The sequence below is a fragment of the Phytohabitans houttuyneae genome (genome assembly GCF_011764425.1).
Lineage (GTDB): Bacteria > Actinomycetota > Actinomycetes > Mycobacteriales > Micromonosporaceae > Phytohabitans > Phytohabitans houttuyneae.
In genome coordinates this window covers 92610-113407 of sequence record NZ_BLPF01000003.1, presented here as the reverse complement: position 1 = coordinate 113407, position 20798 = coordinate 92610, and the positions used below count along the sequence as shown (strand labels likewise).

Below are 20798 nucleotides of genomic sequence, written 5' to 3'. Positions count from 1 at the left end.
ATGTTCCGCGCCACGATGAAAAGCCTGCTCGCCCGCAAGCTCCGGCTGGTGTTGTCGGGGCTGGCGGTCGTGCTGGGCGTGATGTTCGTGTCGGGTGCGTTCGTGCTCACCGACACGCTCGGCCGCTCCTTCGACGCGGTCTTCTCCACGGCCTACTCGCAGACCGACGTCGGCGTTGCCGCCAAGCCCAAGGTGAACGTCAGCGAGTTCGAGGGCGAGGAGGCGGCGGCGCCGTTCCCCGCCTCCACTGTGGACAAGGTCGCGGCGGTGCCCGGTGTGGCAAAGGTCACCGGCTACGTCTCGACCGACGGCGCCCGGCTCATCGGCGACAACGGCAAGGTGGTCACCTCGTTCGGCCCGCCGCAGCTGGGCGAGAGCTGGAACCCTGACGACGGGCTCATCGAGCTGCGCGACGGGCGCGGCCCCACCGCCGACAACGAGATTGCCATCAACAAGACGCTCGCCGACGCCGGCAAGGTGAAGGTGGGCGACAAGGTGGGCGTGCTCACGCGCGAGCCGCGCCAGGACTTCACGATCGTCGGCATCTTCGGGTACAGCGGCGACCGCGACAGCCTCGGCGGCGTGCAGCAGGTGGAGTTCACGCCACCGGTGGCGCAGAAGCTGATGCTCGGCGAGAGCGGCGTGTGGAACCAGATCACCGTCAAGGCCGCCGACGGCGTCTCGCACGAGAAGCTGCGCGACGACATCGCCGCCCAGCTCGGCAGCGGGTACGAGGTGAAGACCGGCAAGCAGCTCGCCGACGAGGCGTCCGGCTCGCTCAAGGAAGGGCTGAGCTTCTTCAACAACATCCTGCTCGGCTTCGCCGGCGTGGCTTTGTTCGTCGGCATCTTCCTGATCCTCAACACGTTCTCGATCATCGTGGCGCAGCGGACGCGGGAGCTGGCGCTGATGCGCGCGGTCGGCGCGAGCCGAAGGCAGATGGTCGGCTCGGTGCTCATCGAGGCGGTGGTGATCGGCCTTGTCGCCTCGGTGCTCGGCCTCGGCGCGGGCGTCGGCGTGGGCGCGCTGCTGGCGTTCGTGTTCGGCAGCATCGGCGGCGGGCTGGAGATGGCGTCGGTCGGTGTGCCGGCCGCCGCGGTCATCAGCTCCTTCGTGGTCGGCCTGCTGGTGACGGTGGTCGCCGCGGTCCTGCCGGCGCTGCGCGCGTCGCGCATCCCGCCGGTCGCCGCGATGCAGGAGGTCGCGACGCCCGACCGTCCACTCACGAAGGTCACCGTGTGGGGCGCCATCGTCGGCGCCGCGGGCGGCGCGCTGCTCGCGCTCGGGCTCAGCGGCAAGGCCGGCGACGACTGGACACTGTGGACGATCCTGGGCGGTGTGCTGGTCACGTTCATCGGCGTGGCGCTGCTGACCCCGCTGGTGAGCAGGCCGGTGGTGGGCCTGCTCGGCCGCATCTTCTCGTGGTCGGTGCCGGGCAAGCTGGGCCGCCTCAACTCCGGCCGCAACCCGCGGCGCACCGCCATCACGGCGGCCGCGCTGATGGTGGGCATCGCTCTGGTCACCGGCGTCACGGTGCTGCTCGGCTCGGCGAAGTCGAGCATCACCAAGCTCGCCGAGGACACCATCAACGCCGACCTCGTCATCTCCGGCGCGCAGAGCGGTCCGCGCCCGCCGAGCTTCGACCCGGCGGTGCTCGACGAGGCCAAGGCGATCCCGGGGGTGAAGGCGGCGACCGGCACGTACGCGGACCTCGGCACGGTCAACGGCGACAAGGAGTACCTCACCGCCGTCACCGACATCGCCGCGCTGAAGGACGTGTACCGGGCCGAGCCGTCGTCCGGGAGCATCGACTCGCTCGGCGCCGACCAGGTGCTCGTCGACTCGGGCACCGCGACGGACAAGGGCCTGTCGGTGGGCTCGCGCCTGACGGTGCAGCTGTCCCGGGGTGACGCGCACACGTACACGCTGTCTGGGATCTACAAGGAGTCCGATCTGTACGGCGGCTTCGTGCTGCCGGTGCAGGCGACCAAGGACTTCGCGATCCCGCAGCCGACGCAGGGGTACATCCAGCTGAGCCAGGGCGCGACCGTCGCACAGGTGGAGCCGCAGGTCGACAAGCTGCTCGCAAACAGCCCCGAGGTGTCGGTGGCCGACCGGAGCAAGTTCATCGAGCAGCAGACCAGCGGGTTCGACCAGATCCTCACGATGATCCAGATCCTGCTGGCACTGGCGATCCTGATCGCGGTGCTGGGCATCGTCAACACGCTCGCGCTGTCGGTGCTGGAGCGGACCCGCGAGCTGGGCCTGCTCCGCGCGATCGGCCTGCGCCGCGCGCAGACGATGCGCATGATCACGGTCGAGGCGGTGGTGATCTCGATGTTCGGGGCGATCCTGGGCGTCGTGGTCGGCACGGGTCTCGGCGCCGCGGTGGTCCGCGCCCTCAAGGACGACGGCATCACCGAACTCGTCCTTCCCTGGTCCCAGATGGGGCTTGCCGTGGTCGTGGCAGCGATCGTTGGAGTGGTCGCCGCGATCCTGCCCGCGATCCGCGCCGCGCGCCTGAACGTGCTCGGCGCCATCGCACACGAATAGCCCACGGGGGACAGATGGGGGCGGCTCGGGCGGGCCGCCCCCATCGGGCGTTTATGCCCGAGGCCGACCGCGCTCCCCGCGGGCCGCAGAGCCGGCGCGGGTTTGAGACGCGGACGGTGAGGCCCCGGGAGGAACGGTCCGGACCACGACGGGCATCGCGGTAGCTCGGATCCCGGTTTGAAAGATCTTGCGCTAGCGGCGCGACCACGCGGCGGCGCGGATGTCCCGCAGCGCCTGCCGGCGGGTGTCGCCGCGGAGCGTGTCGATGTAGAGCTTGCCGTCGAGGTGGTCGGTCTCGTGCTGCAGTGCGCGCGCGAGGAAGCCGCTCCCGCTGATGGTCAGCGGCGCGCCGTACTGGTCGAAGCCCCGCACGGTCGCGAACATGGCGCGCGGCGTCGGGAAGTACAGCTCGGGGATCGACAGGCAGCCCTCGTCACCGTCCTGCATCTCTTCCGACAGCTCGATCGTCGGGTTGACCACGTGGCCCACCTCGCCGTCCGCGTCGTAGACGAACACGCGCGCGCTGACCCCGATCTGGGTCGCCGCGACCCCGGCCCGCCCGGGCGCGCCGAGCAGCGTGTCCATGAGGTCGGTGACGAGCGCGTGCAGCTCGGTGTCGAAGGAGGTGATCGGTTCGGCCGGCGTACGCAGGACCGCGTCGCCCAGCAGCCGGATGGGCCGCATCGTCATGGCCGTCAGGCTATCCGGTTCCTTACCCGCCCGCCTTCCCCGCTCGTGTCGCGCCACCGTTCCACGAGGCCCGCGCGAGCGGGGCGGGGTCTCGCGGTCTGGACGCTGCCGGCCCGGGGCCAAGCGCGGGTCAGGCCTCGCCGGCCAGGGCGGCGCGGAGGGGTGCGGCCTTCGCGGCCGCCTCGTCGACCTCGGCCTCGGGGTCGCTGCCCCAGGTGATGCCGCCGCCGGCCCACAGGTGCAGGCGTTCGCCGTCGGCGGCGGCGGTGCGGATGGTCAGTCCCAGGTCGATCCGGTCGTGGCCGACCCAGCCGAGCGCGCCCATGCTCGCGCCGCGGCCGACCGGCTCCAGCGCGGCGATCTCGCCGAGCGCGGCCAGTTTGGGTGCGCCGGTCACCGAGCCGCCGGGGCACACCGCGCGAAGGAGGTCGGCGAGGCCGAGGCCGGGTGCCGGCTCGGCGGAGACGGTGGACTCGGCCTGCCAGAGGTCGCACCAGCGCCGGATCGCGTACAGGTCGTCGACCCGCACCGAGCCCGTGCGCGCGATCCGGGCCAGGTCGTTGCGCTCCAGGTCGACGATCATGATGTGCTCGGCGCGCTCTTTGGCCGACTCGAGCAGTTCGCGCCGCCCGGCGGCGGTCGCCGCGCGCGTGCCCTTGATCGGCCGGGTCACCACGCGGCCGCCGGAGACCTCCACCAGCGTCTCCGGTGACGCGCAGCCGATCGCCCAGCCGGCGCCGGTGAGCACGCCCGCGTACCGCGCGCCGCGCAGCCCGGCCAGCCGCCGCAGCGCGGGCAGGGGTCACCGAAGTAGGGGGCGGCGGCGTGCCCTACGACGTTCACCTGGTAGACGTCGCCCCGGGCGATCGCGCCCCGCACCGCGCGCACCGCGTCGGCGTGCGCCGCGGGCGTCCAGCTGGAGCGCCACCGGCCCAGCTGCCACCCGCCGCCACCCCGGGATTCGCCATAAACCGGACCGGAAGGACGCGGCAGGCTGGAAGCGGGCACCGGGCCGGCGCTCGTGTGGCCGCTGGCCTCACCCGCGTGGTAGGGCTGGTAGGTGACCGCATCGCCGGCGAGGCCTTGGGAGCCACCGGCGAGGGCGAGCGGTGGGCCGGTTCCCGCGTGGGCGGGTGGCGCCGGGTCGTACACGACGGCGACCAGGTCGGGCACGGCCGGCGCCGGGCTCGGCGGGCCGATCGGCGCGCCCGCGGCCCAGGCACCGGCGGCCGCTGAGACGAAGACCGACGCGCCGGCCGCGGCACCCGGACGGTCCGGTGTGTCGCCGATCCGACCCAGATCCCGCACCGGGAGTCCGTGCCGGTCGAGGAAGGCTTGGAGAACATGGAAGGGATCGCCACCGTGGTCGATCCGCCACTCAATGCGAGAACGCTCTCTGAACGCGCCGTAACGGGAAGGCTGCGCCCCGCTGACAACGTTTAACGTAGTTGGGAGCGTTCCCAGTACGAGTGGGTCGAAGTGCCTCATCCGAAGGGTGGATTCTCCCGTGTTAGTGCCATTACTTGTTCGAAAGAGTGTCGTTTTGCTTGGTAGCGTGCGTCACTGGTCATGTGAACCGTGACACAGCACCCCACAGCCCGGAGAACCCGATGTGTTCGCACAAACCCCCTGCCCCTCCGCTGAAGCCACCGATCGGGATGCCGCACGCGTCGTGGCGTGTTTCCCAGAGCAAGGCTGGAGCCTTCTCTGCAACGGCGTCATCGTCTTCGAGGACACTGGCGAGCTCCTGCCTGACGGCCGGTCCATCGCCCCGCACCGCGGCCCGGCGCGCCACGCCCTCGCCGCCTGAGACAGGGCACGCTCCATCTGAGTGAGCATGCCACCAGCCTCGCCCTCAACGTTCGCGGGCTGAGGCTCTCGACGGACACCGTCGTCCCTCCCCGGTAAGGCCGCCCGACCAAGCGGCCATGCCACCGCGCCCATGCCGGCCCTCCCACCGCCGCCTCGACGCCGCAGGCGCCCGGCCGAGCCCCGCCGCGTGCCCGCGCCGCTCCCACACCTCCGAAACCCGGCCGCGTGCGCCTCCGCTCCCCCGCACCGCCGCACCCAGCCACGCCCTGCCGCGTGCCCACCCCGCGCCGGACCGCCGGAACCCAGCCGAGCCGGAAACACCCGAACGGCCCGAATCCCGGCCGAGCCGAGAACCACCCGGACGGGCCGAACGGCCGGGCCAGAACAACCGGGCCGAGCACGTAACGCCAACACGGGCCGAAACCCCACCAAGCGGAACACCGGGGCGAATCGAACCCCGAAGGGCCGGCCGAAGCCGGCCCTCGAAGCGATCACGCGTACGAGTCGACCGGCGGGCAGGCGCACACGAGATTGCGGTCACCGAAGGCGCCGTCGATGCGGCGGACCGGTGCCCAGTACTTGGCCGCACGGTCCACGCCTGACGGGTACGCCGCCACCGAACGCGGGTACGGGTGCGTCCACTCGTCAGCGGTCACCATCGACGCCGTGTGCGGCGCGTTGGCGAGCGGGTTGTCCGCGCCCCACGACCCCACCGAGTCGATCTCGGACCGGATCGCGATCATCGCGTCGCAGAAGCGGTCCAGCTCGGCCAGGTCCTCCGACTCGGTCGGCTCGACCATCAGCGTGCCGGCCACCGGGAAGGACATGGTCGGGGCGTGGAAGCCGTAGTCGATCAGGCGCTTGGCCACGTCGTCCACGCTCACGCCGGTCGCCTTCGTCAGCGGCCGCAGGTCCAGGATGCACTCGTGGGCGACCAGGCCCTTGTTGCCCGTGTACAGCACCGGGTAGTGCTCGCGCAGCCGCGCCGCCACGTAGTTGGCCGCGAGGACCGCCGCGCCGGTCGCGCGCATCAGGCCGTCCGGGCCCATCATGCGCAGGTACGCCCACGGGATCGGCAGGATGCCGGCCGAGCCGTACGGTGCGGCGGAGACCGTCGTGGACAGGAACGGCGCGAGGTGCGAGCGCACCGCGACCGGCCCCACGCCCGGCCCGCCGCCGCCGTGCGGGATGCAGAACGTCTTGTGCAGGTTGAGGTGTGACACGTCGGCGCCGAAGCGGCCCGGCTTGGCGTACCCGACGAGCGCGTTGAGGTTGGCGCCGTCGACGTACACCTGGCCGCCGGCGTCGTGCACCTTCGCACAGAGCGAGGCGATGCCGGTCTCGTACACGCCGTGGGTCGAGGGGTAGGTGACCATGACGGCCGCGAGGGCGGAACGGTGCGTGTCCACCAGGCGGTCGAGGTCGACGAGGTCGACGTTGCCCTCGTCGTCGCAGGCCACGACCACGACGCGCATACCGGCCATCACCGCACTGGCAGCGTTCGTGCCGTGGGCGCTGGACGGGATGAGGCACACGTTCCGCTCGGTGTCGCCGCGCGACAGGTGGTACGCGCGGATGGCCAGCAGCCCGGCGAGCTCACCCTGGGAGCCGGCGTTGGGCTGGACGCTCACCGCGTCGTACCCGGTGATCTCGGCCAGCCAACCCTCCAGCTGGGAGATCAGCTCGGTGTAGCCGGTCGCCTGGGCGGCGGGCGCGAAGGGGTGCACGTCCGCGAACTCGGCCCACGTCACCGGCTCCATCTCGGTGGTGGCGTTGAGCTTCATCGTGCAGGAGCCGAGCGGGATCATGCCGCGGTCGAGCGCGTAGTCCTTGTCGGCCAGCCGCCGCAGGTACCGCAGCATCGCGGTCTCCGAGTGGTGGCTGTGGAAGACCGGGTGGGTCAGGTACTGCGACTCGCGCGGCAGCGGCACCGTCGCGGTCACCGGCTCGACCGGCTCGACGCCGAACGCGGCCCACACGTGCGAAAGGTGCGCGTACGTCGTGGTCTCGTCGCACGCGATCCCCACCGCGTCCTCGGACACCAGCCGCAGGTTGACCCCGCGCGCCTCGGCCGCTGCCACCACGGCGGCGGCCCGCCCCGGCACGAGCGCGGTCACCGTGTCGAAGAAGTCGTCCGAGGCCAGCGAGACCCCGCCGGCCCGCAGGCCCGCGGCGAGCGTCGCGGCGCGGCCGGCCACGCGGGACGCGATGGCGCGCAGGCCCTCGGGACCGTGGTAGACCGCGTACATGCTGGCCATCACGGCGAGCAGCACCTGGGCGGTGCAGATGTTGCTGGTCGCCTTCTCGCGGCGGATGTGCTGCTCGCGGGTCTGCAGCGCGAGCCGGTACGCCGGGGCGCCGTCCGCGTCGCGGGACACGCCCACGAGGCGACCGGGCAGCATCCGCTCCAGGCCCGCGCGGACCACCAGGTAGCCGGCGTGCGGGCCGCCGAATCCCATCGGTACCCCGAAGCGCTGCGTGGTGCCGGCCGCGATGTCCGCGCCGATCTCGCCCGGCGGGCGCAGCAGCGTGAGCGCGAGCAGGTCGGCGGCGACGGTCACCAGCGCGCCGACCGCGTGGGCGCCGTCGACAAGCGCGGCGTCGTCGCGGATCGCGCCCGAGGCACCGGGGTACTGCAGGTGCAGCCCGAAGAACTCCTCCGGCAGCGGCTCGGCCGCCAGGTCGACGACGCGCACCGTGAGGCCGAGCGGCTCCGCCCGGGTGCGGATGACGTCGATGGTCTGCGGCAGCGCGTCGGCGTCCACCACGTACACCTGGCTGGTGCTCTTGCTCGCGCGGCGGGCGAGGGTCATCGCCTCGGCCGCGGCGGTGGCCTCGTCGAGCATCGACGCGTTGGCGGTGGTGAGGCCGGTGAGGTCGGCCACCATGGTCTGGAAGTTGAGCAGCGCCTCGAGGCGACCCTGGCTGATCTCCGGCTGGTACGGGGTGTACGCCGTGTACCAGGCGGGGTTTTCCAGCACGTTGCGGCGGATGACGGCCGGCGTGTGGGTGCCGTGGTAGCCGAGGCCGATCATCGAGACGGCCACGGTGTTGCGGGTGGCGAGCGCGCGCAGCTCGGCGAGCGCCTCCTCCTCGGAGGCGGCCGGCGGCAGGTCGAGCCCGTCGTGCCAGCGGATGACCTCGGGGATCGCGGCATCCATCAGCTCGTCCAGCGAGCCGTACCCCACGCTCTCCAGCATGCGGCGCTGCTCGGCGGCGGAGGGGCCGATGTGGCGGGCGGCGAAACTCATGGGCGGCTCCCGGAAGGTCGGTGATCCAACCTCCCCCTCTGTCGCACCAGTGCGCGCTTCAGAGTCGCCTGCCCTCGCGGTCCTTCTGCCTGAGAGGTTCCGGGGAGGATTTGCCCCTTCGGCGCCGCCAGTCGAGGCTGGCGGTCTCTCCCGCGCGGGTGGTACCGGCAAGGTCCAACTTACCAGTACCCGTGTTTCCGCTGGATGTCACAGGCTGCGGCTAAGGTCACGCCGTGACCTACGAAGCCGCGGGTGACCGCTACGAGTCCATGACCTACCGCCGCTCCGGGCGCAGCGGCCTCCGGCTGCCGGCGATCTCGCTGGGGCTGTGGCACAACTTCGGGCACGCCCGCCCCCTGGAGACGCAGCGGGCCATCCTGCGCCGCGCGTTCGACCTCGGCGTGACCCACCTCGACCTGGCCAACAACTACGGCCCGCCGGGCGGCGCCGCCGAGGAAAACTTCGGGCGGATCCTGGCCACGGACTTCGCGGCATATCGGGACGAGCTGGTCATCTCATCCAAGGCCGGCTATTACATGTGGCCCGGGCCGTACGGGGAGTGGGGCTCCCGCAAATATCTGGTCTCCTCGCTCGACCAGTCGCTGCGCCGCATGGGCCTTGACTACGTGGACGTCTTCTACCACCACCGCCCGGACCCCGACACTCCGGTCGAGGAGACGATGTTGGCGCTCGACCACATCGTGCGCTCGGGCAAGGCGCTCTACGTGGGCATCTCCAACTACAACTCGGAGCAGACCGCGGCCGCGGCAGCGGTGCTGCGCGAGCTGGGCACTCCGCTGCTGATCCACCAGCCGTCGTATTCGATGGTCAACCGCTGGATCGAGCGCGACGGCCTGCTCGACACGCTCGAAGAGGCGGGCGCGGGCTGCATCGCGTTCAGCCCGCTCGCCCAGGGCCTGCTCACCGACCGCTACCTCGGCGGCATCCCGGACGACTCGCGGATCGCGACCGGCGGGTTCCTCAAGGAGAGCGCGTTGACCGAGGAGACGATGGGCAAGGTCCGCGCGCTCAACGACATCGCCGGCCGGCGGGGGCAGACGCTCGCCCAGCTCGCGCTCGCCTGGGCACTGCGCGACCCGCGCATGACCAGCCTCATCATCGGCGCGAGCAGCGTCGCCCAGCTCGAGGCGAATGTGGCGGCCCTGGACAACCTGGCGTTCACCGCCGAGGAGCTCGCGGAGATCGACAAGCACGCGACCGAGTAAGCCGCCGTGCGGAATTCCGCAAGATCAGGTCACGAAAGGGTCGCAGGCGTGGTCGAGGCTTGACCGCTGCTGGTTGCATGGGCCGTCTGATGCCGCCGGCCAGCGCAGCGGGTCCGTCACTGAGCCCGATGGTTCGCTCGCAGGCTCGCTCACTGGCGCCGCACGGGGGAGGTGTCGATGCTTCGATCCCACGATTCCCTGGCGGCGAGTGCGCCCGCGCCCTCGCTGGTGCCATGGGGGGTGTCGCCGGACGCGGACCTGGTCTACCGGACGCTTGCCACGTTCGGGCCGGCCGCCGCGACGGACCTGGAGCGCAGCCTCGGCATGTCCCGGCGGCGGGTGGTCTGCGCGCTGGACGAGCTTGCCGCCACCGGTGCCGCACGGGGCGGCGCGGTGGCGACGGTCCGGCGCGGCGTCGTCTGGGCCGCGCGACCACCCGACGAGGTGATCGCGGACCGGCGGCGCGCCCGGCTTCGGCTGGTACGCACGGGGTGCAGGAAACGCGCGAGCCGCTTGCGCTCGGCGACGACCTGCGGCACCTGCCGAGCCGGGCCGCCGCCCGCGAGCGCCTCGCCGAGCTTGTCTCGATCGCCTGCCACGAGCACCTGGCGATCAACACCGAGCCGCGGTTCGACGCCGAGTCGAGCCGTTCCGCCGCGCCGATGGACCGCGTCCTGATGAGCCGCGGGATAAGGGTTCGCGTGCTCGGCGTGCAGCCGCCCGACCGGCGCTGGCTCGTGCCGCCGACCGAGAAACCGGACGGGAGACGTCCGGAGTACCGGGAGGCCCCGTCCGTTCCGATGAAGCTCATCGTCGTCGACCGCAAGGTCGCGCTCTTTCCGGTCTCCCCCGCCGACTTCGGCCGCGGATATCTGGAGGTGGCGCAGCCGCCTGTCGTGTCCGCCCTGGTCGCCCTCTTCGAACGGCACTGGGAGACCGCCCAGCCGCCGCAGGAGCACACCTTGTACGACATCGCGCTCGACCCCCGCGAACGCTCACTCGTCGAGCTGCTCGCGCGGGGTCACACCGACGCAAGCGCCGCCCGTGAGCTGCGCATCAGCGCCCGTTCGGTCTCCTACATCCTGCGCGGCCTGATGGACCGGCTGGGCGTGGACAACCGTTTCCAGCTGGGGCTCGCGCTCGGCGCCATGCGCGCCGCCCAGCCACCCCCTTCGACCATGCCGCAGGCGCCCCCGCCGTCGGGAGAGGACGACCGATGATCCGCCGCGCCGTCATAGCCGCCGCCACCGCGGCCGCGCTCCTGCTCGGCTCCTCCCCCGCCTCCGCGGCGTGCCCGTCCGCCTGGTCCACCCGGCTGCGGTGCGTCGAGGGCGACATCGAAAGCGTGTGGCTCGACGAAAACTTCATGACCATGCTCGACGGATGGATCGACCCGTGCCGGCGGCCGGGCCCGCACGAGCGGTTCGGCTTCATCTACTACTCGCAGCGGCCGGGCGCGCCGGAGCCGCAGGGGTACGTGTTCCTGCCCCGGCTGCGCGCGTACGAGGGCGAGCGAACCAAGTTCGTGGGCACGATCGACCCGGCCGTGGAGCCGCTCAACGGCCCGCTGGTGGCCGTCTGCCTCGCGTACGGGCCGGGGAAGGTCATCGACTGCGTCCAGCCGCTGTGGCTGCCTGAGGACGCCGATCCGCGCCCGCCGGTGCCGCCGCTCGCGGTCCTGCGGGCGGCGCCGGTCGTCGTGGAGGAACCGGACGGCACGGACCCGAACTGCGCGACCTGCGTGTAACCGGCCGCGATCCGCGGGGAGGACTCAGCCGGCGCGGCGGCGGGCGCGGCGGGCGGCCAGCTCGTCGCCGACGGCGCCCGGGTCCTCCTCCTCGACCACCTCGGTGGTCACGGGAGCGCCGGCGGCCGGCTCGGCCGGCAGGTGGGACAGCGAGCCCTGGATCTCCTTGAAGGCGCCGCCGATCGCGATGCCGAAGACGCCCTGCCCGCCCTGCAGCAGGTCGACGACCTCCTCGGGCGAACGGCACTCGTACACCGTCGTGCCGTCGGAGATGAGCGTGATGCCGGCCAGGTCCTCGACGCCGCGCGAGCGGAGGGTCTCGATGGCCTTGCGGATGTTCTGCAGGGAGACGCCGGCGTCGAGCAGCCGCTTGACCACCTTGAGCACGACGAGGTCGCGGAACGAGTACAGCCGCTGCGTGCCGGAGCCCGAGGCGTCGCGGATGCTCGGCACCACAAGGGCGGTGCGCGCCCAGTAGTCGAGCTGGCGGTAGCTGATCCCGACCGCGTGGCAGGCGGTCACACCGCGATATCCGACGGTGTCGACCTCTGCGCCACCCACGGCGACGGAGGGGGAACCCTCATCCATGTGGCAACCTCCCAACGGGGCCGTGCAAGCTGCCCACTCGCGCAAAGCCCGGGAACGGCCCAACCCTATAGCGCACCAGGAGTGTTGCCGGGGAAGGTTTGGCACGACACGCCGCGCCCGAGGGACGGTTCACCCTCGCCGGGCACCGCCGCTACCCGGCGAAGTCCTCCGGACGCACCTGCTCCAGGAACTCCCGGAACTTTTCCACCTCGTCTTCCTGCTCGTCCGGAATTACGATGCCGGCCTCGCTCAGCACCTGGTCGGAGCAGCGGATCGGGGCACCCACGCGCAGCGCCAGCGCGATCGAGTCGCTCGGCCGGGCGGAGACCCGCAGGCCGTCGCCGATCAGCAGGTCGGCGTAGAACACGTTTTCCTTCAGCTCGGTGATCTCGACCGCGCGCAGCGGGGCCTTCAGCGCCGCGAGGATGTCGCGCAGCAGGTCGTGGGTGAGTGGCCGGGCCGGTTTGACGCCCTGCTGCTCGTACGCGATCGCGGTGGCTTCGACCGCGCCGATCCAGATCGGCAGGTAACGGTCGCCCTCGACCTCCCTGAGCAGCACGATCGGCTGGTTGCTGGGCAGCTCCACCCGCACCCCGACCACGCTCAGCTCGCGCACCGCCGCCTCCGTGTGGTTGTGTCTTTCCGCCCTCACCGTCACGGTACACGGACCGCCGGTGGCCCGTCCCCCGCGGTTTGTGTCAACGAGCAGTACCCGTTGACACGAAACCTCACCGCCCCAACGCCTCCCGGAGCCCGGCCCGCACGAGCGCCGCGTGCAACTGCTGTGAGAGGCGCACCAGGTCGTCCGCGGTCTGCCCGGCACGGGCGCGCGCCGCCGGGTCGTTCTGGCGGGCCAGCGGCGCCACCAGCTGGGCGAAGAGCCCCACCTCGCGGTCGGCCGCGGCGCGGAACGCGCGCAGGTGCCGCGGCTCCAGCCCGAACGCGGCGAGCCCGGCCACGGCGGTGGCGACGGCGAGCGCGTCGGCGTCGTACCGCCCGGGTGCGATCGGGGCGAGCAGCCCCAGCCGCTCGACCTCGGTGAGCGTCGCCGCGTCCAGCCCGGAGCGCTCGACGAGCTGGTCGCGGGACAGGCGGGAGTCGGACTCCTGCGCGGGGCCGACCGCCACCAGGCGCACGGGCGTGGCGTCGCGCGCGGCGAGCTGCTCGCGGATCACGCGCAGCGGCAGGTACTGGTCCCGCTGGGCGCTCAGCACGAAGCGCAGGCGGGCGATGTCGTCCCAGCTGTACTTGCGGTAGCCGGCCGGCGTTCGGCGCGGCTCCACGAGCCCTTCAGCCTCGAGGAAGCGCAGCTTGGAGATGGTGGTGTCGGGAAACTCCGCGCGCAGCTCGGCGAGCACCTCGCCGATGCTCATCAGCGCCGGCGGGGGTGACGGCGAGCCCGCCGACGCGGCTGGCGAAGCCGACACCCGCTACCGGATGTCCTCGTCCGGGCGCGGCCCGGCGATGAACACCAACCGGAACTTGCCGATCTGCACCTCGTCGCCGTTGCTGAGCGTGGCCGCCTCGACCCGCTCGCGGTTCACATACGTCCCGTTGAGGCTGCCCACGTCGCGCACCGTGAAGGTGCCGCCGTCGCGGTGGAACTCCGCGTGCCGCCGCGAAACCGTCACGTCGTCGAGGAAGATGTCGCTGTCCGGGTGCCGTCCGCTGGTCGTCACGTCGTGGTCGAGCAGGAAGCGGGCACCGGCGTTCGGCCCGCGCCGGACGACGAGCAGCGCCATACCGGGCGGCAGCGAGCCGGACATGCGACTCGGCACCACATCTGCGTCAGGCCCTTCGAGGACCTCGTCGAGCGAACCGAGGTTCAGCGTGGACGTGACGTCGAGTGGGGGAAACTCGTCGTCTGGGCGAGTCATCTGACCACCTCACGGATCTATTCGGGCAGCGCTGAACACCTGCCTGGCTCGACTGGGCGAGCCTAGCCAGCGCCGAAATACAGGGTCAACCAGACGCGCGGGCAGAAGCCGCGCGGTGTCAGCTCGCCGTCAGATCTCGGTATGCCGAAGCGGTCAGAAGCCCGTCCAACGCGGCGGGATCGGCCGGCTCGATCTCGACCAGCCAGCCCGCGCCGTACGGATCGGTGTTGATGACCTCCGGCTCCTCGCCCAGCTTGTCGTTGCGGGCCACCACCGTGCCCGTGAGCGGCGCGTATATCTCCGACACGCTCTTTGTCGACTCGACCTCGCCGAACGACTCCCCCGCCGTCACCGCCGTGCCGGGATCGGGCAGCTGGACATAGACGATGTCACCGAGCGCGTCCTGGGCGAAGTGGGTGATACCCACCCGCACCGGTCCGCCACCCCCGCCGGCCACCCACTCGTGCTCGGCCGTGTAGCGCAGATCCTCGGGAATCACAGACGATCCTTCACCTCAAGAAGTGGGACGAGCGTGCTGCAGGCTGGTCGGGGCTCGCAGAGTCGACACCTCGACCACTTCGTGCTCCTGGACGATCACCGTACCGTTGTCGTTTCCCACCGACTCCACCACCCCGCCGGGAATCTTCAGCGCGGTCTCCATCGTCCGCGGCTCACCGATGACCGTGATCGTGTAGGGCGCGGAGAGCTTGCGCCCGTCCACCTCGATGCCACCGTCCCGGTCGAGGAACCAGGTCGAGGCCACGATCCGCACCGCCGTGCCGTCGCCGCCGGCGATCTGCATCGCCTCCGCGCCCGCGCCGCGCAGCTCCTGGACCGCGTCGAGGATGGCCGACGCCTTGAGCCGCTCCGAACCCTCCTGGAACCGCACGGTCAGCCCCGGCCCCCGCGCCCCGAGCGTGCCGGCGAGCACGCCGAGCTCGTCCGCGCGCCGGGTGGCCTCGTCGAGCGCCGCCTGCCGCCCCTCGGCACCGGAGGTGAGCTGCCGCTGGCTGTCCTCCAGGTCGGCGATCTCGTCGCGCAGCCGCTCCTCGCGCGCCTCCAGGTCGGACAGGATGCGCACCAGGTCCTCCTGCCGCGCCGAGGCCAGGCCCGAGTCGGCCGAGTTGCTCTTGACCTGCACCACCAGCGTGAAGCCGAGCAGCGCCAGCAGCACCGCGATGATCACACCGGCCGAGCTGATCCGCCGCTTGGCCGCCGCCGGCCGCGCGATCTCCGTGGTCTCTTCCTCAGGCAACCCCTCGTCCGGTACCGGCGCCGCGTCCTCGGCGACGGACGGCGACTCGGGCTCGGGGCGGGGCTCCGGCGGTGGCGGCCCGGCGGGCAGCCGCTGCGTCTCCGCCTCCGCGAGGCCGGTCTCGGCCTTCGCCAGGTCGGTCTCGGCCTCCGGCGCCGGTTCGCCTTCCGGCCAGCCGGTGCCTGACGGCTTGTGGTCGTCGCTCACGGCCGTCCTCGCTTCGCGCCGAGCCCGATGTTTCGCTCGCTCATGTCGTCACGCCTTGAACAGCCGCCGGCGGATGGCGGCCACGTTGCCGAAGATCCGGACACCGAGCACGACGACGACGCCCGTCGACAGCTGACCACCCACGCCGAGCTGGTCGCCCAGGTAGACGATCAGGGCCGCGACCAGCACGTTCGAGATGAACGAGATCACGAACTGCTTGTCGTCGAAGATGCCGTCCAGCCGCGCGCGGACGCCCCCGAAGACGGCGTCGAGCGCGGCCACCACCGCGATCGGCAGGTACGGCTGGAGCGCGGCCGGCACCGTCGGGTCCAGCACGACGCCGAGCACGACCCCGACGGCCAGGGCGAGTACCGCGATCATTTTCCGCCTTCCGTGGTGCGAGGGGTGGGCGTGGCGGTCGGCGAGGGCGTCGCGAAGCGCAGCTGCGGGTCGGACGCGGCCGGGAGGGTGATGTCGTCGACGCCGCGTACCGAGAAGGACATGCCCTCGTCCTCGACGAGCGCGCGGAAGAGCCGCGCCGTCGCGCTGTCCTTGAAGTCGTCCTCCAGGTCGCCGGGGCCGATCGCGCGCACCACGTACGGGCGGTTGACCGGCCGGAAGTCGACCAGGATGGCCGAGCCGGCCGCGCGGATCGTCGAGGTGGCGGTCAGCCGCTGGTCGTTGATCGCGATGGCCTCCGCGCCCGCGCTCCACAACGCGTTCGCGATGTCCTGCAGGTCGCGGTCGAGGACCCGGCCCAGGTCCGGCTTTCCCGCACCGGTGACCGCGTCGACCGCGTCCGGCGCGTCGTCGAGCCGCACCTCCACGCCGTCACCGCGCACCCGGGCCAGCCCCGCGGCGGCCTCCTGGTCGCGCAGCCGGGCGGCGTCGCGGTCGTTCAGGACGGCGTCGCGCTGCCGGGCCACCTCGTCACGCAGCTGGTCGGCGTCGCGCTGCAGGTCGTCGGTGGCCGCTTGGCGCTGCTCGATCTGGTCGACCAGCCCGGCCCGCGCCTGGCTGCGGGACGGCTCGTCGGCCATCGTCTGCTTGTACGCCACCACGAGCAGGAAACCGACCGCGACAAGCGTCAACGCGCTCACCAGCCGCACGCCGGTGGCCTGCCAGCCGCGCGGCTCGCCGCCGAGGGCCTTGCGCTTGGCCGCGTCCGCGTACCCCTGGTCGAGCGGGTTGCGGAACAGGTCGGTGAGGAAGTCCGGCGTGTACACCCGGGCCTTGTCGTCGTTGCTCTTGTCGTCGCTCACCGCGTGGCCGCCTTCGCGCGGACGAGCTGGGCGGTCTGCACGACGTAGAACGCCGCGGCCACCCAGTAGAGGACGAGCCCCCACCAGGCGAGGCCCCACCCGATCGGGAACGCGACCGGCGCCGCCCCGTCGGAGGCGTGCGCCAGCAGCAGCACCGGAAACGCGGCCAGGATGATGAACGTGGCCGTCTTGCCCACGTAGTGCACGGGCGGCGGGCCGTACCCGTACCGCCGGAGCACCGCGAGGCTCGCGATCAGCACCAGCTCGCGGGCGAGCAGCGCGGCGGTGAACTGCCACGGCACCACCTCGCGCACCGTGAACGCGAGCAGCGTGGCCAGGATGTACAGCCGGTCGACGGCGGGGTCGAGCAGCTCGCCGAGGCGGCTGACCTGGTCGAGGCGGCGCGCCACGTACCCGTCGACCCAGTCGGTGGTGCCCCCGACGGCGAGGACGACCACCGCGGCCACGTCGTACTCCGGGCCGAGCAGGAGATAGAGGAAGAGGGGGACGCCGAGCAGCCGCACGAAGCTGATCGCGTTCGGAATGGTGAGGACCCGGGAAGCCTGGGCGCCCTGAACCGACACCGAGCCTCCCTCCGCTCCCCCTTTGCAGCCGTTGCACTATATCCACCTCACCTTCGAGCCCTGCGCGGCGCACCCCGCCTGACCTCCTCCGGGCGGTTACTTAACCGGTTGATTTGACCTAGGCATTCATCTACGCTGATGCCGTCACCCAGGGAGCCGGGTGGTCTTTCGCGGGGCTTTGGGCACAGCCCCCGTCCACTGCCCTATGGGCTGCTTCTTGAGGTGATCCATGAAAAGAAAGATCGCTATCGTCGGCGCGGCGGCCCTGGCCCTGCTCGCGTCCGTCATCTTCTTCGTCAAGCCGGCCGACGCCGCCGTGGGCCTGCGCATCAGCAGCGGCCGCATCGTCGAGGCCAACGGCACGAACGTCGTCATGCGCGGCGTCAGCCACCCGCATGTCTGGTACACGAGCCAGACGAGCTCGTTCGCCAACATCAAGGCGACCGGCGCGAACACCGTCCGGGTGGTGCTCGGCAGCGGCCAGCGCTGGGGCCCGAGCAACGACCTCTCCACGGTCGTCAGCCTGTGCCGCACCAACCGCCTGCTCTGCGTGCTCGAGGTGCACGACACCACCGGGTACGGCGAGGAGGGTGCGGCGGCCACGCTCGACCAGGCGGCCAGCTACTGGATCAGCCAGCGCAGCGTGCTCGCCGGCACGGAGAACTTCATCGTCATCAACATCGGCAACGAGCCGTTCGGCAACAACGAGACCGTCTCGGCCACCTGGCCCACCGCCACGTCCAACGCGATCGGCCGGCTGCGCACCGCCGGCTTCGAGCACCTCATCATGGTGGACGCGCCGAACTGGGGCCAGGACTGGCGCTTCATCATGCGCGACAACGCGCAGGCGGTCTTCAACTCCGACCCGCAGCGCAACACGGTGTTCTCGGTACACATGTACGGCGTCTTCGACACCGCCGCCGAGATCACGGACTACCTGGGCCGCTTCCGCACCGCGGGCCTGCCGATCGTGGTCGGCGAGTTCGGCCACAACCACTCGGACGGCAACCCCGACGAGGACACGATCATGTCGTACACGCAGGCCAACGGCATCGGCTACATCGGCTGGAGCTGGAGCGGCAACGGCGGCGGCGTCGAGTACCTCGACATGGTCACCAGCTTCAACCCCGCGCAGCTGACCAGCTGGGGCCAGCGCATCATCAACGGCGCCAACGGCATCCGCCAGACCTCGCGCGAGCTGAGCTGGTTCGGCGGCAACCCGACCACCGGCCCGACCACCCGCCCGCCGACGACACCGCCCACCACTCCCCCGACCACCGCGCCGACCACCCGCCCGCCGACGACACCACCGCCGGGTGGCCGCACCTGCACGGTCGCGTACTCGGTGACCGGCCAATGGCAGGGCGGCTTCCAGGGTGACGTCCGGGTGACCGCCGGCAGCTCGGCGATCAGCGGGTGGACCGTCACCTGGACCTTCGCGTCCGGGCAGACGATCAACCAGGCCTGGAACGCCACGATCACGTCCAGCGGCTCGAGCGTGACCGCCCGGAACGTGAGCTACAACGGCAACCTGGGCGCGGGCGCGAGCACGACGTTCGGCTTCATCGGCTCGTGGAACGGCACGAACACCAACCCGACGCCGACCTGTACCGCCAGCTGATCCCCGCTGGAAGAGGGCCCCGCCGCACCCGCGGCGAGGCCCTCTCACCGTCTACGGCAGGAGCGCGCCCACGTCCACGGGGGACTCGATCAGGCCGTCCTGCAGCGCCAGGTCGGCGAGGGTCTGTACCGAGGCGCGGTTGACGTCGGCCGGCCACTTCGGGAGCGTGACCTGCGCGATCACCTCGGGTGTGATCTTCGTGTACGTGCCGATCACGCGCCGCGCCTCGTCCGGGTGCGCGTCCGCGTAGGCCAGCGACTCGCGCATCGCCTCCGAGAAGCGGCGCACCAGGTCGGCGTCGCGCTCGACGAGGGTCTGCGAGGTGAAGTACACAGCCACCGTCAGGTTGGGCGCCGCGTCCACGTAGCTCGACGCCACCGACCTCGCCCCCTGCGCACGCGCCGCCGACTGGAAGGGCTCGACCATGAAGGCGGCGTCCACCTTGCCGCCCGCCAGCGCCGCCGGCATGTCCGGGAAGGCCAGCTCGGTGAAGCGCAGCGCGGTCGGGTCGGCGCCGGCCTTGCGGACCGAGGCGCGGACCGTGGTGTCGACGATGTTGCGGAGCGTGTTGACGGCGATGCTGTGGCCGGGCAGGTCGGCCGCCGTGCGGATCGGGCTGTCGCCGCGGACCAGCACGCTGCCGAAGTCCTTGCCGTCCTCGCCGGTGGAGTTGTTGCCGTTGCTGACCACCTTGAGCGGCAGGTTCTGCGAGCGGGCCAGCAGCAGCGACACCACGTTGCTGAAGCCGAACTGGTACTGGCCGCTCACCACCGCCGGCACGATCGCCGCGCCACCCTGTGCGGTGGTCAGCGTGAGGTCGATGTCGCGCGCGGCGAAGAAGCCCTTCTCCTTGCCGAGGTAGATCGGTGCCACGTCGAGGATCGCGATGACCCCCACGTTTACCTTGTCGGGGCCACCACCGTCCGATTCGGACGGAGAGCCGTCGCCGCCACAGCTGACGAGCAGCACGCACGCGACGACGAACGAGAGCCGGCGCACCATGCGGTCACCCCCACACCTCTTGTGCGGTCTCCACCACCAGTCGCAGCTTCGCGACCTGCTCGTCGTACGTGAGCGCGTTGCCCTCCACAGTCGACGAGAAGCCGCACTGGGGTGAGAGGCACAGCTGCTCCAGCGGCACGTACCGCGTGGCCTCGTCGATGCGGCGCTTCAGCTCGTCCTTGCTCTCCAGCTCCCCGCGCTTGGTGGTGACGAGGCCGAGCACCACCATCTTGCCGGGCGGCACGAACCGCAGCGGGCCGAAGCCGCCGGAGCGGGCGTCGTCGTACTCCAGGAAGAAGCCGTCGACGTCGAGCTGGTTGAACAGGGCCTCGGCCACGAAGTCGTACCCACCCTCGGCCGCCCACGAGGACCGGAAGTTGCCCCGGCACATGTGGGTGGTGACGGCCATCTCGGGCGGGCGGCCGGCGATGGCCGCGTTGATCTGGCGGATGTACCGCTCGTGCTGGTGCATCGGGTCACCGCCGTGCGCCGCGACGAGCTCGCGCTGCCGCGGGTCGTTGAGGTAGGCGAGGCTGGTGTCGTCGAGCTGGAGGTACGTGCAGCCGAGCAGGCCGAGGCGGCGCACCTCCTCGGCGTACGCGGCGGAGAGGTCGTCCCAGAACTGGTCCAGGTCCGGGTACACCCCCTCGTCGATCGCCGCCCGCCCGCCGCGGTAGTGCACCATGCTGGGTGACGGGATCGTGAGCTTGGGGACGTTGGTCTTGACCTGCGACTGGAGGTAGGTGAAGGCGTCCACGAAGATCGGCTCGGCGAGCGAGACGCGGTCGTGCACGCGCAGCGCGGCCGAGCTGAACTCCAGCGTGCCCTCGTCGTTGAAGAACCGGACGGTCAGCTTCTCGTCGGCGGGGTCGATGCCGCCGAGCTGGTAGATGAAGTCCATGTGCCAGGAGGTCCGGCGGAACTCGCCGTCGGTGGCCGAGCGCAGGCCGACCTCCTCCTGCATACGGACGACCTCGGTGATCGCGTCATCCTCGACCGCGCGGAGCTGCTCGGCCGTGATGCGGCCGGCCGCGCGGTCCTCCCGGGCGCGCAGCAGCGCGGCGGGACGCAACAGGCTGCCGACGTGGTCGGCGCGGAATGGTGGGCGGTTACGCGCATCCAT

18 protein-coding genes, 2 pseudogenes and 1 riboswitch are annotated in these 20798 nt (G+C 71.6%); of the genes and pseudogenes, 6 read left to right on the top strand and 14 right to left on the bottom strand.

The window, feature by feature from the left end:
• Positions 1–2553, top strand: coding sequence for an ABC transporter permease (locus Phou_RS35500; RefSeq protein ID WP_173068759.1), 2553 nt, complete (start codon positions 1–3; stop codon positions 2551–2553).
• 192 nt (positions 2554–2745) lie between these two features.
• On the opposite strand, the gene def is transcribed toward Phou_RS35500, so the two are convergent.
• Positions 2746–3243: a peptide deformylase gene (gene def, locus Phou_RS35495; RefSeq protein ID WP_173065319.1), complete on the bottom strand. Its 498-nt coding sequence runs from the start codon at positions 3241–3243 to the stop codon at positions 2746–2748.
• Between the two features lie 130 nt (positions 3244–3373).
• A pseudogene (locus Phou_RS35490) lies at positions 3374–4416 on the bottom strand (chorismate-binding protein).
• A gap of 437 nt (positions 4417–4853) precedes the next feature.
• Between Phou_RS35490 and Phou_RS35485 the strand changes: the two are divergent.
• Positions 4854–5053 (top strand): annotated as a pseudogene (locus Phou_RS35485) (DUF5999 family protein).
• Positions 5054–5546: 493 nt separating this feature from the next.
• On the opposite strand, the gene gcvP reads toward Phou_RS35485, so the two are convergent.
• Complete coding sequence (gene gcvP, locus Phou_RS35480; protein WP_173065316.1) at positions 5547–8306, bottom strand: aminomethyl-transferring glycine dehydrogenase; 2760 nt, start codon at positions 8304–8306, stop codon at positions 5547–5549.
• Positions 8307–8373: 67 nt separating this feature from the next.
• A riboswitch (glycine riboswitch) is annotated at positions 8374–8469 on the bottom strand.
• Between the two features lie 70 nt (positions 8470–8539).
• On the opposite strand from gcvP, the gene mgrA reads away from it, so the two are divergent.
• The 3 genes from mgrA (at position 8540) to Phou_RS35465 (ending at position 11279) form a co-directional block, all read left to right on the top strand.
• Positions 8540–9532 (top strand): L-glyceraldehyde 3-phosphate reductase, encoded by a 993-nt coding sequence (gene mgrA, locus Phou_RS35475; RefSeq protein ID WP_173065313.1) that lies wholly within the window; start codon positions 8540–8542, stop codon positions 9530–9532.
• Between the two features lie 491 nt (positions 9533–10023).
• Complete coding sequence (locus Phou_RS53540) at positions 10024–10752, top strand: helix-turn-helix transcriptional regulator (RefSeq protein WP_173065310.1); 729 nt, start codon at positions 10024–10026, stop codon at positions 10750–10752.
• Complete coding sequence (locus Phou_RS35465; RefSeq protein ID WP_173065307.1) at positions 10749–11279, top strand: hypothetical protein; 531 nt, start codon at positions 10749–10751, stop codon at positions 11277–11279. The genes Phou_RS53540 and Phou_RS35465 overlap by 4 nt, the downstream gene beginning before the upstream one ends.
• Positions 11280–11303: 24 nt before the next feature.
• Here Phou_RS35465 and Phou_RS35460 read toward each other — a convergent pair whose 3' ends face one another.
• The 9 genes from Phou_RS35460 to clsA all read right to left on the bottom strand — a co-directional run bounded on the left by Phou_RS35460 (position 11304) and on the right by clsA (position 17052).
• On the bottom strand, positions 11304–11867 hold the full coding sequence (locus Phou_RS35460) for a MerR family transcriptional regulator (RefSeq protein WP_173065304.1): 564 nt from the start codon (positions 11865–11867) through the stop codon (positions 11304–11306).
• Positions 11868–12018: 151 nt separating this feature from the next.
• Complete coding sequence (locus tag Phou_RS35455) at positions 12019–12483, bottom strand: bifunctional nuclease family protein (protein ID WP_173042466.1); 465 nt, start codon at positions 12481–12483, stop codon at positions 12019–12021.
• Between the two features lie 112 nt (positions 12484–12595).
• Positions 12596–13240: a transcriptional regulator FtsR gene (gene ftsR / locus Phou_RS35450; protein ID WP_173068756.1), complete on the bottom strand. Its 645-nt coding sequence runs from the start codon at positions 13238–13240 to the stop codon at positions 12596–12598.
• A 57-nt stretch (positions 13241–13297) separates the two neighbouring features.
• On the bottom strand, positions 13298–13744 hold the full coding sequence (gene odhI / locus Phou_RS35445; RefSeq protein WP_173065301.1) for an oxoglutarate dehydrogenase inhibitor Odhl: 447 nt from the start codon (positions 13742–13744) through the stop codon (positions 13298–13300).
• Positions 13745–13862: 118 nt separating this feature from the next.
• Positions 13863–14243, bottom strand: a complete 381-nt coding sequence (gcvH, locus tag Phou_RS35440) for a glycine cleavage system protein GcvH (protein ID WP_173065298.1) — start codon at positions 14241–14243, stop codon at positions 13863–13865.
• Positions 14244–14258: 15 nt separating this feature from the next.
• A complete protein-coding gene (locus tag Phou_RS35435) occupies positions 14259–15206 on the bottom strand; it encodes a DUF881 domain-containing protein (RefSeq protein ID WP_173065294.1) in 948 nt (315 codons plus the stop codon).
• A gap of 48 nt (positions 15207–15254) precedes the next feature.
• Positions 15255–15587 carry a small basic family protein gene (locus Phou_RS35430; RefSeq protein ID WP_173065291.1) on the bottom strand — a complete coding sequence of 111 codons (333 nt, stop codon included), beginning with the start codon at positions 15585–15587 and terminating at the stop codon, positions 15255–15257.
• Positions 15584–16468 carry a DUF881 domain-containing protein gene (locus Phou_RS35425; RefSeq protein ID WP_173065288.1) on the bottom strand — a complete coding sequence of 295 codons (885 nt, stop codon included), beginning with the start codon at positions 16466–16468 and terminating at the stop codon, positions 15584–15586. The genes Phou_RS35430 and Phou_RS35425 overlap by 4 nt, the downstream gene beginning before the upstream one ends.
• Positions 16465–17052 carry a cardiolipin synthase ClsA gene (gene clsA / locus Phou_RS35420; RefSeq protein ID WP_173065285.1) on the bottom strand — a complete coding sequence of 196 codons (588 nt, stop codon included), beginning with the start codon at positions 17050–17052 and terminating at the stop codon, positions 16465–16467. The genes Phou_RS35425 and clsA overlap by 4 nt, the downstream gene beginning before the upstream one ends.
• Positions 17053–17281: 229 nt before the next feature.
• Between clsA and Phou_RS35415 the strand changes: the two genes are divergently transcribed.
• The gene (locus Phou_RS35415) at positions 17282–18673 is read left to right on the top strand and encodes a cellulase family glycosylhydrolase (RefSeq protein WP_173065282.1); all 1392 of its coding nucleotides are present in this window, start codon (positions 17282–17284) and stop codon (positions 18671–18673) included.
• 51 nt (positions 18674–18724) lie between these two features.
• On the opposite strand, the gene Phou_RS35410 is transcribed toward Phou_RS35415, so the two are convergent.
• Both Phou_RS35410 and Phou_RS35405 read right to left on the bottom strand, forming a co-directional pair.
• Positions 18725–19675: an ABC transporter substrate-binding protein gene (locus Phou_RS35410; protein WP_173065279.1), complete on the bottom strand. Its 951-nt coding sequence runs from the start codon at positions 19673–19675 to the stop codon at positions 18725–18727.
• Positions 19676–19679: 4 nt separating this feature from the next.
• Positions 19680–20798, bottom strand: coding sequence for a 5-methyltetrahydropteroyltriglutamate--homocysteine S-methyltransferase (locus Phou_RS35405; protein WP_173065276.1), 1119 nt, complete (start codon positions 20796–20798; stop codon positions 19680–19682).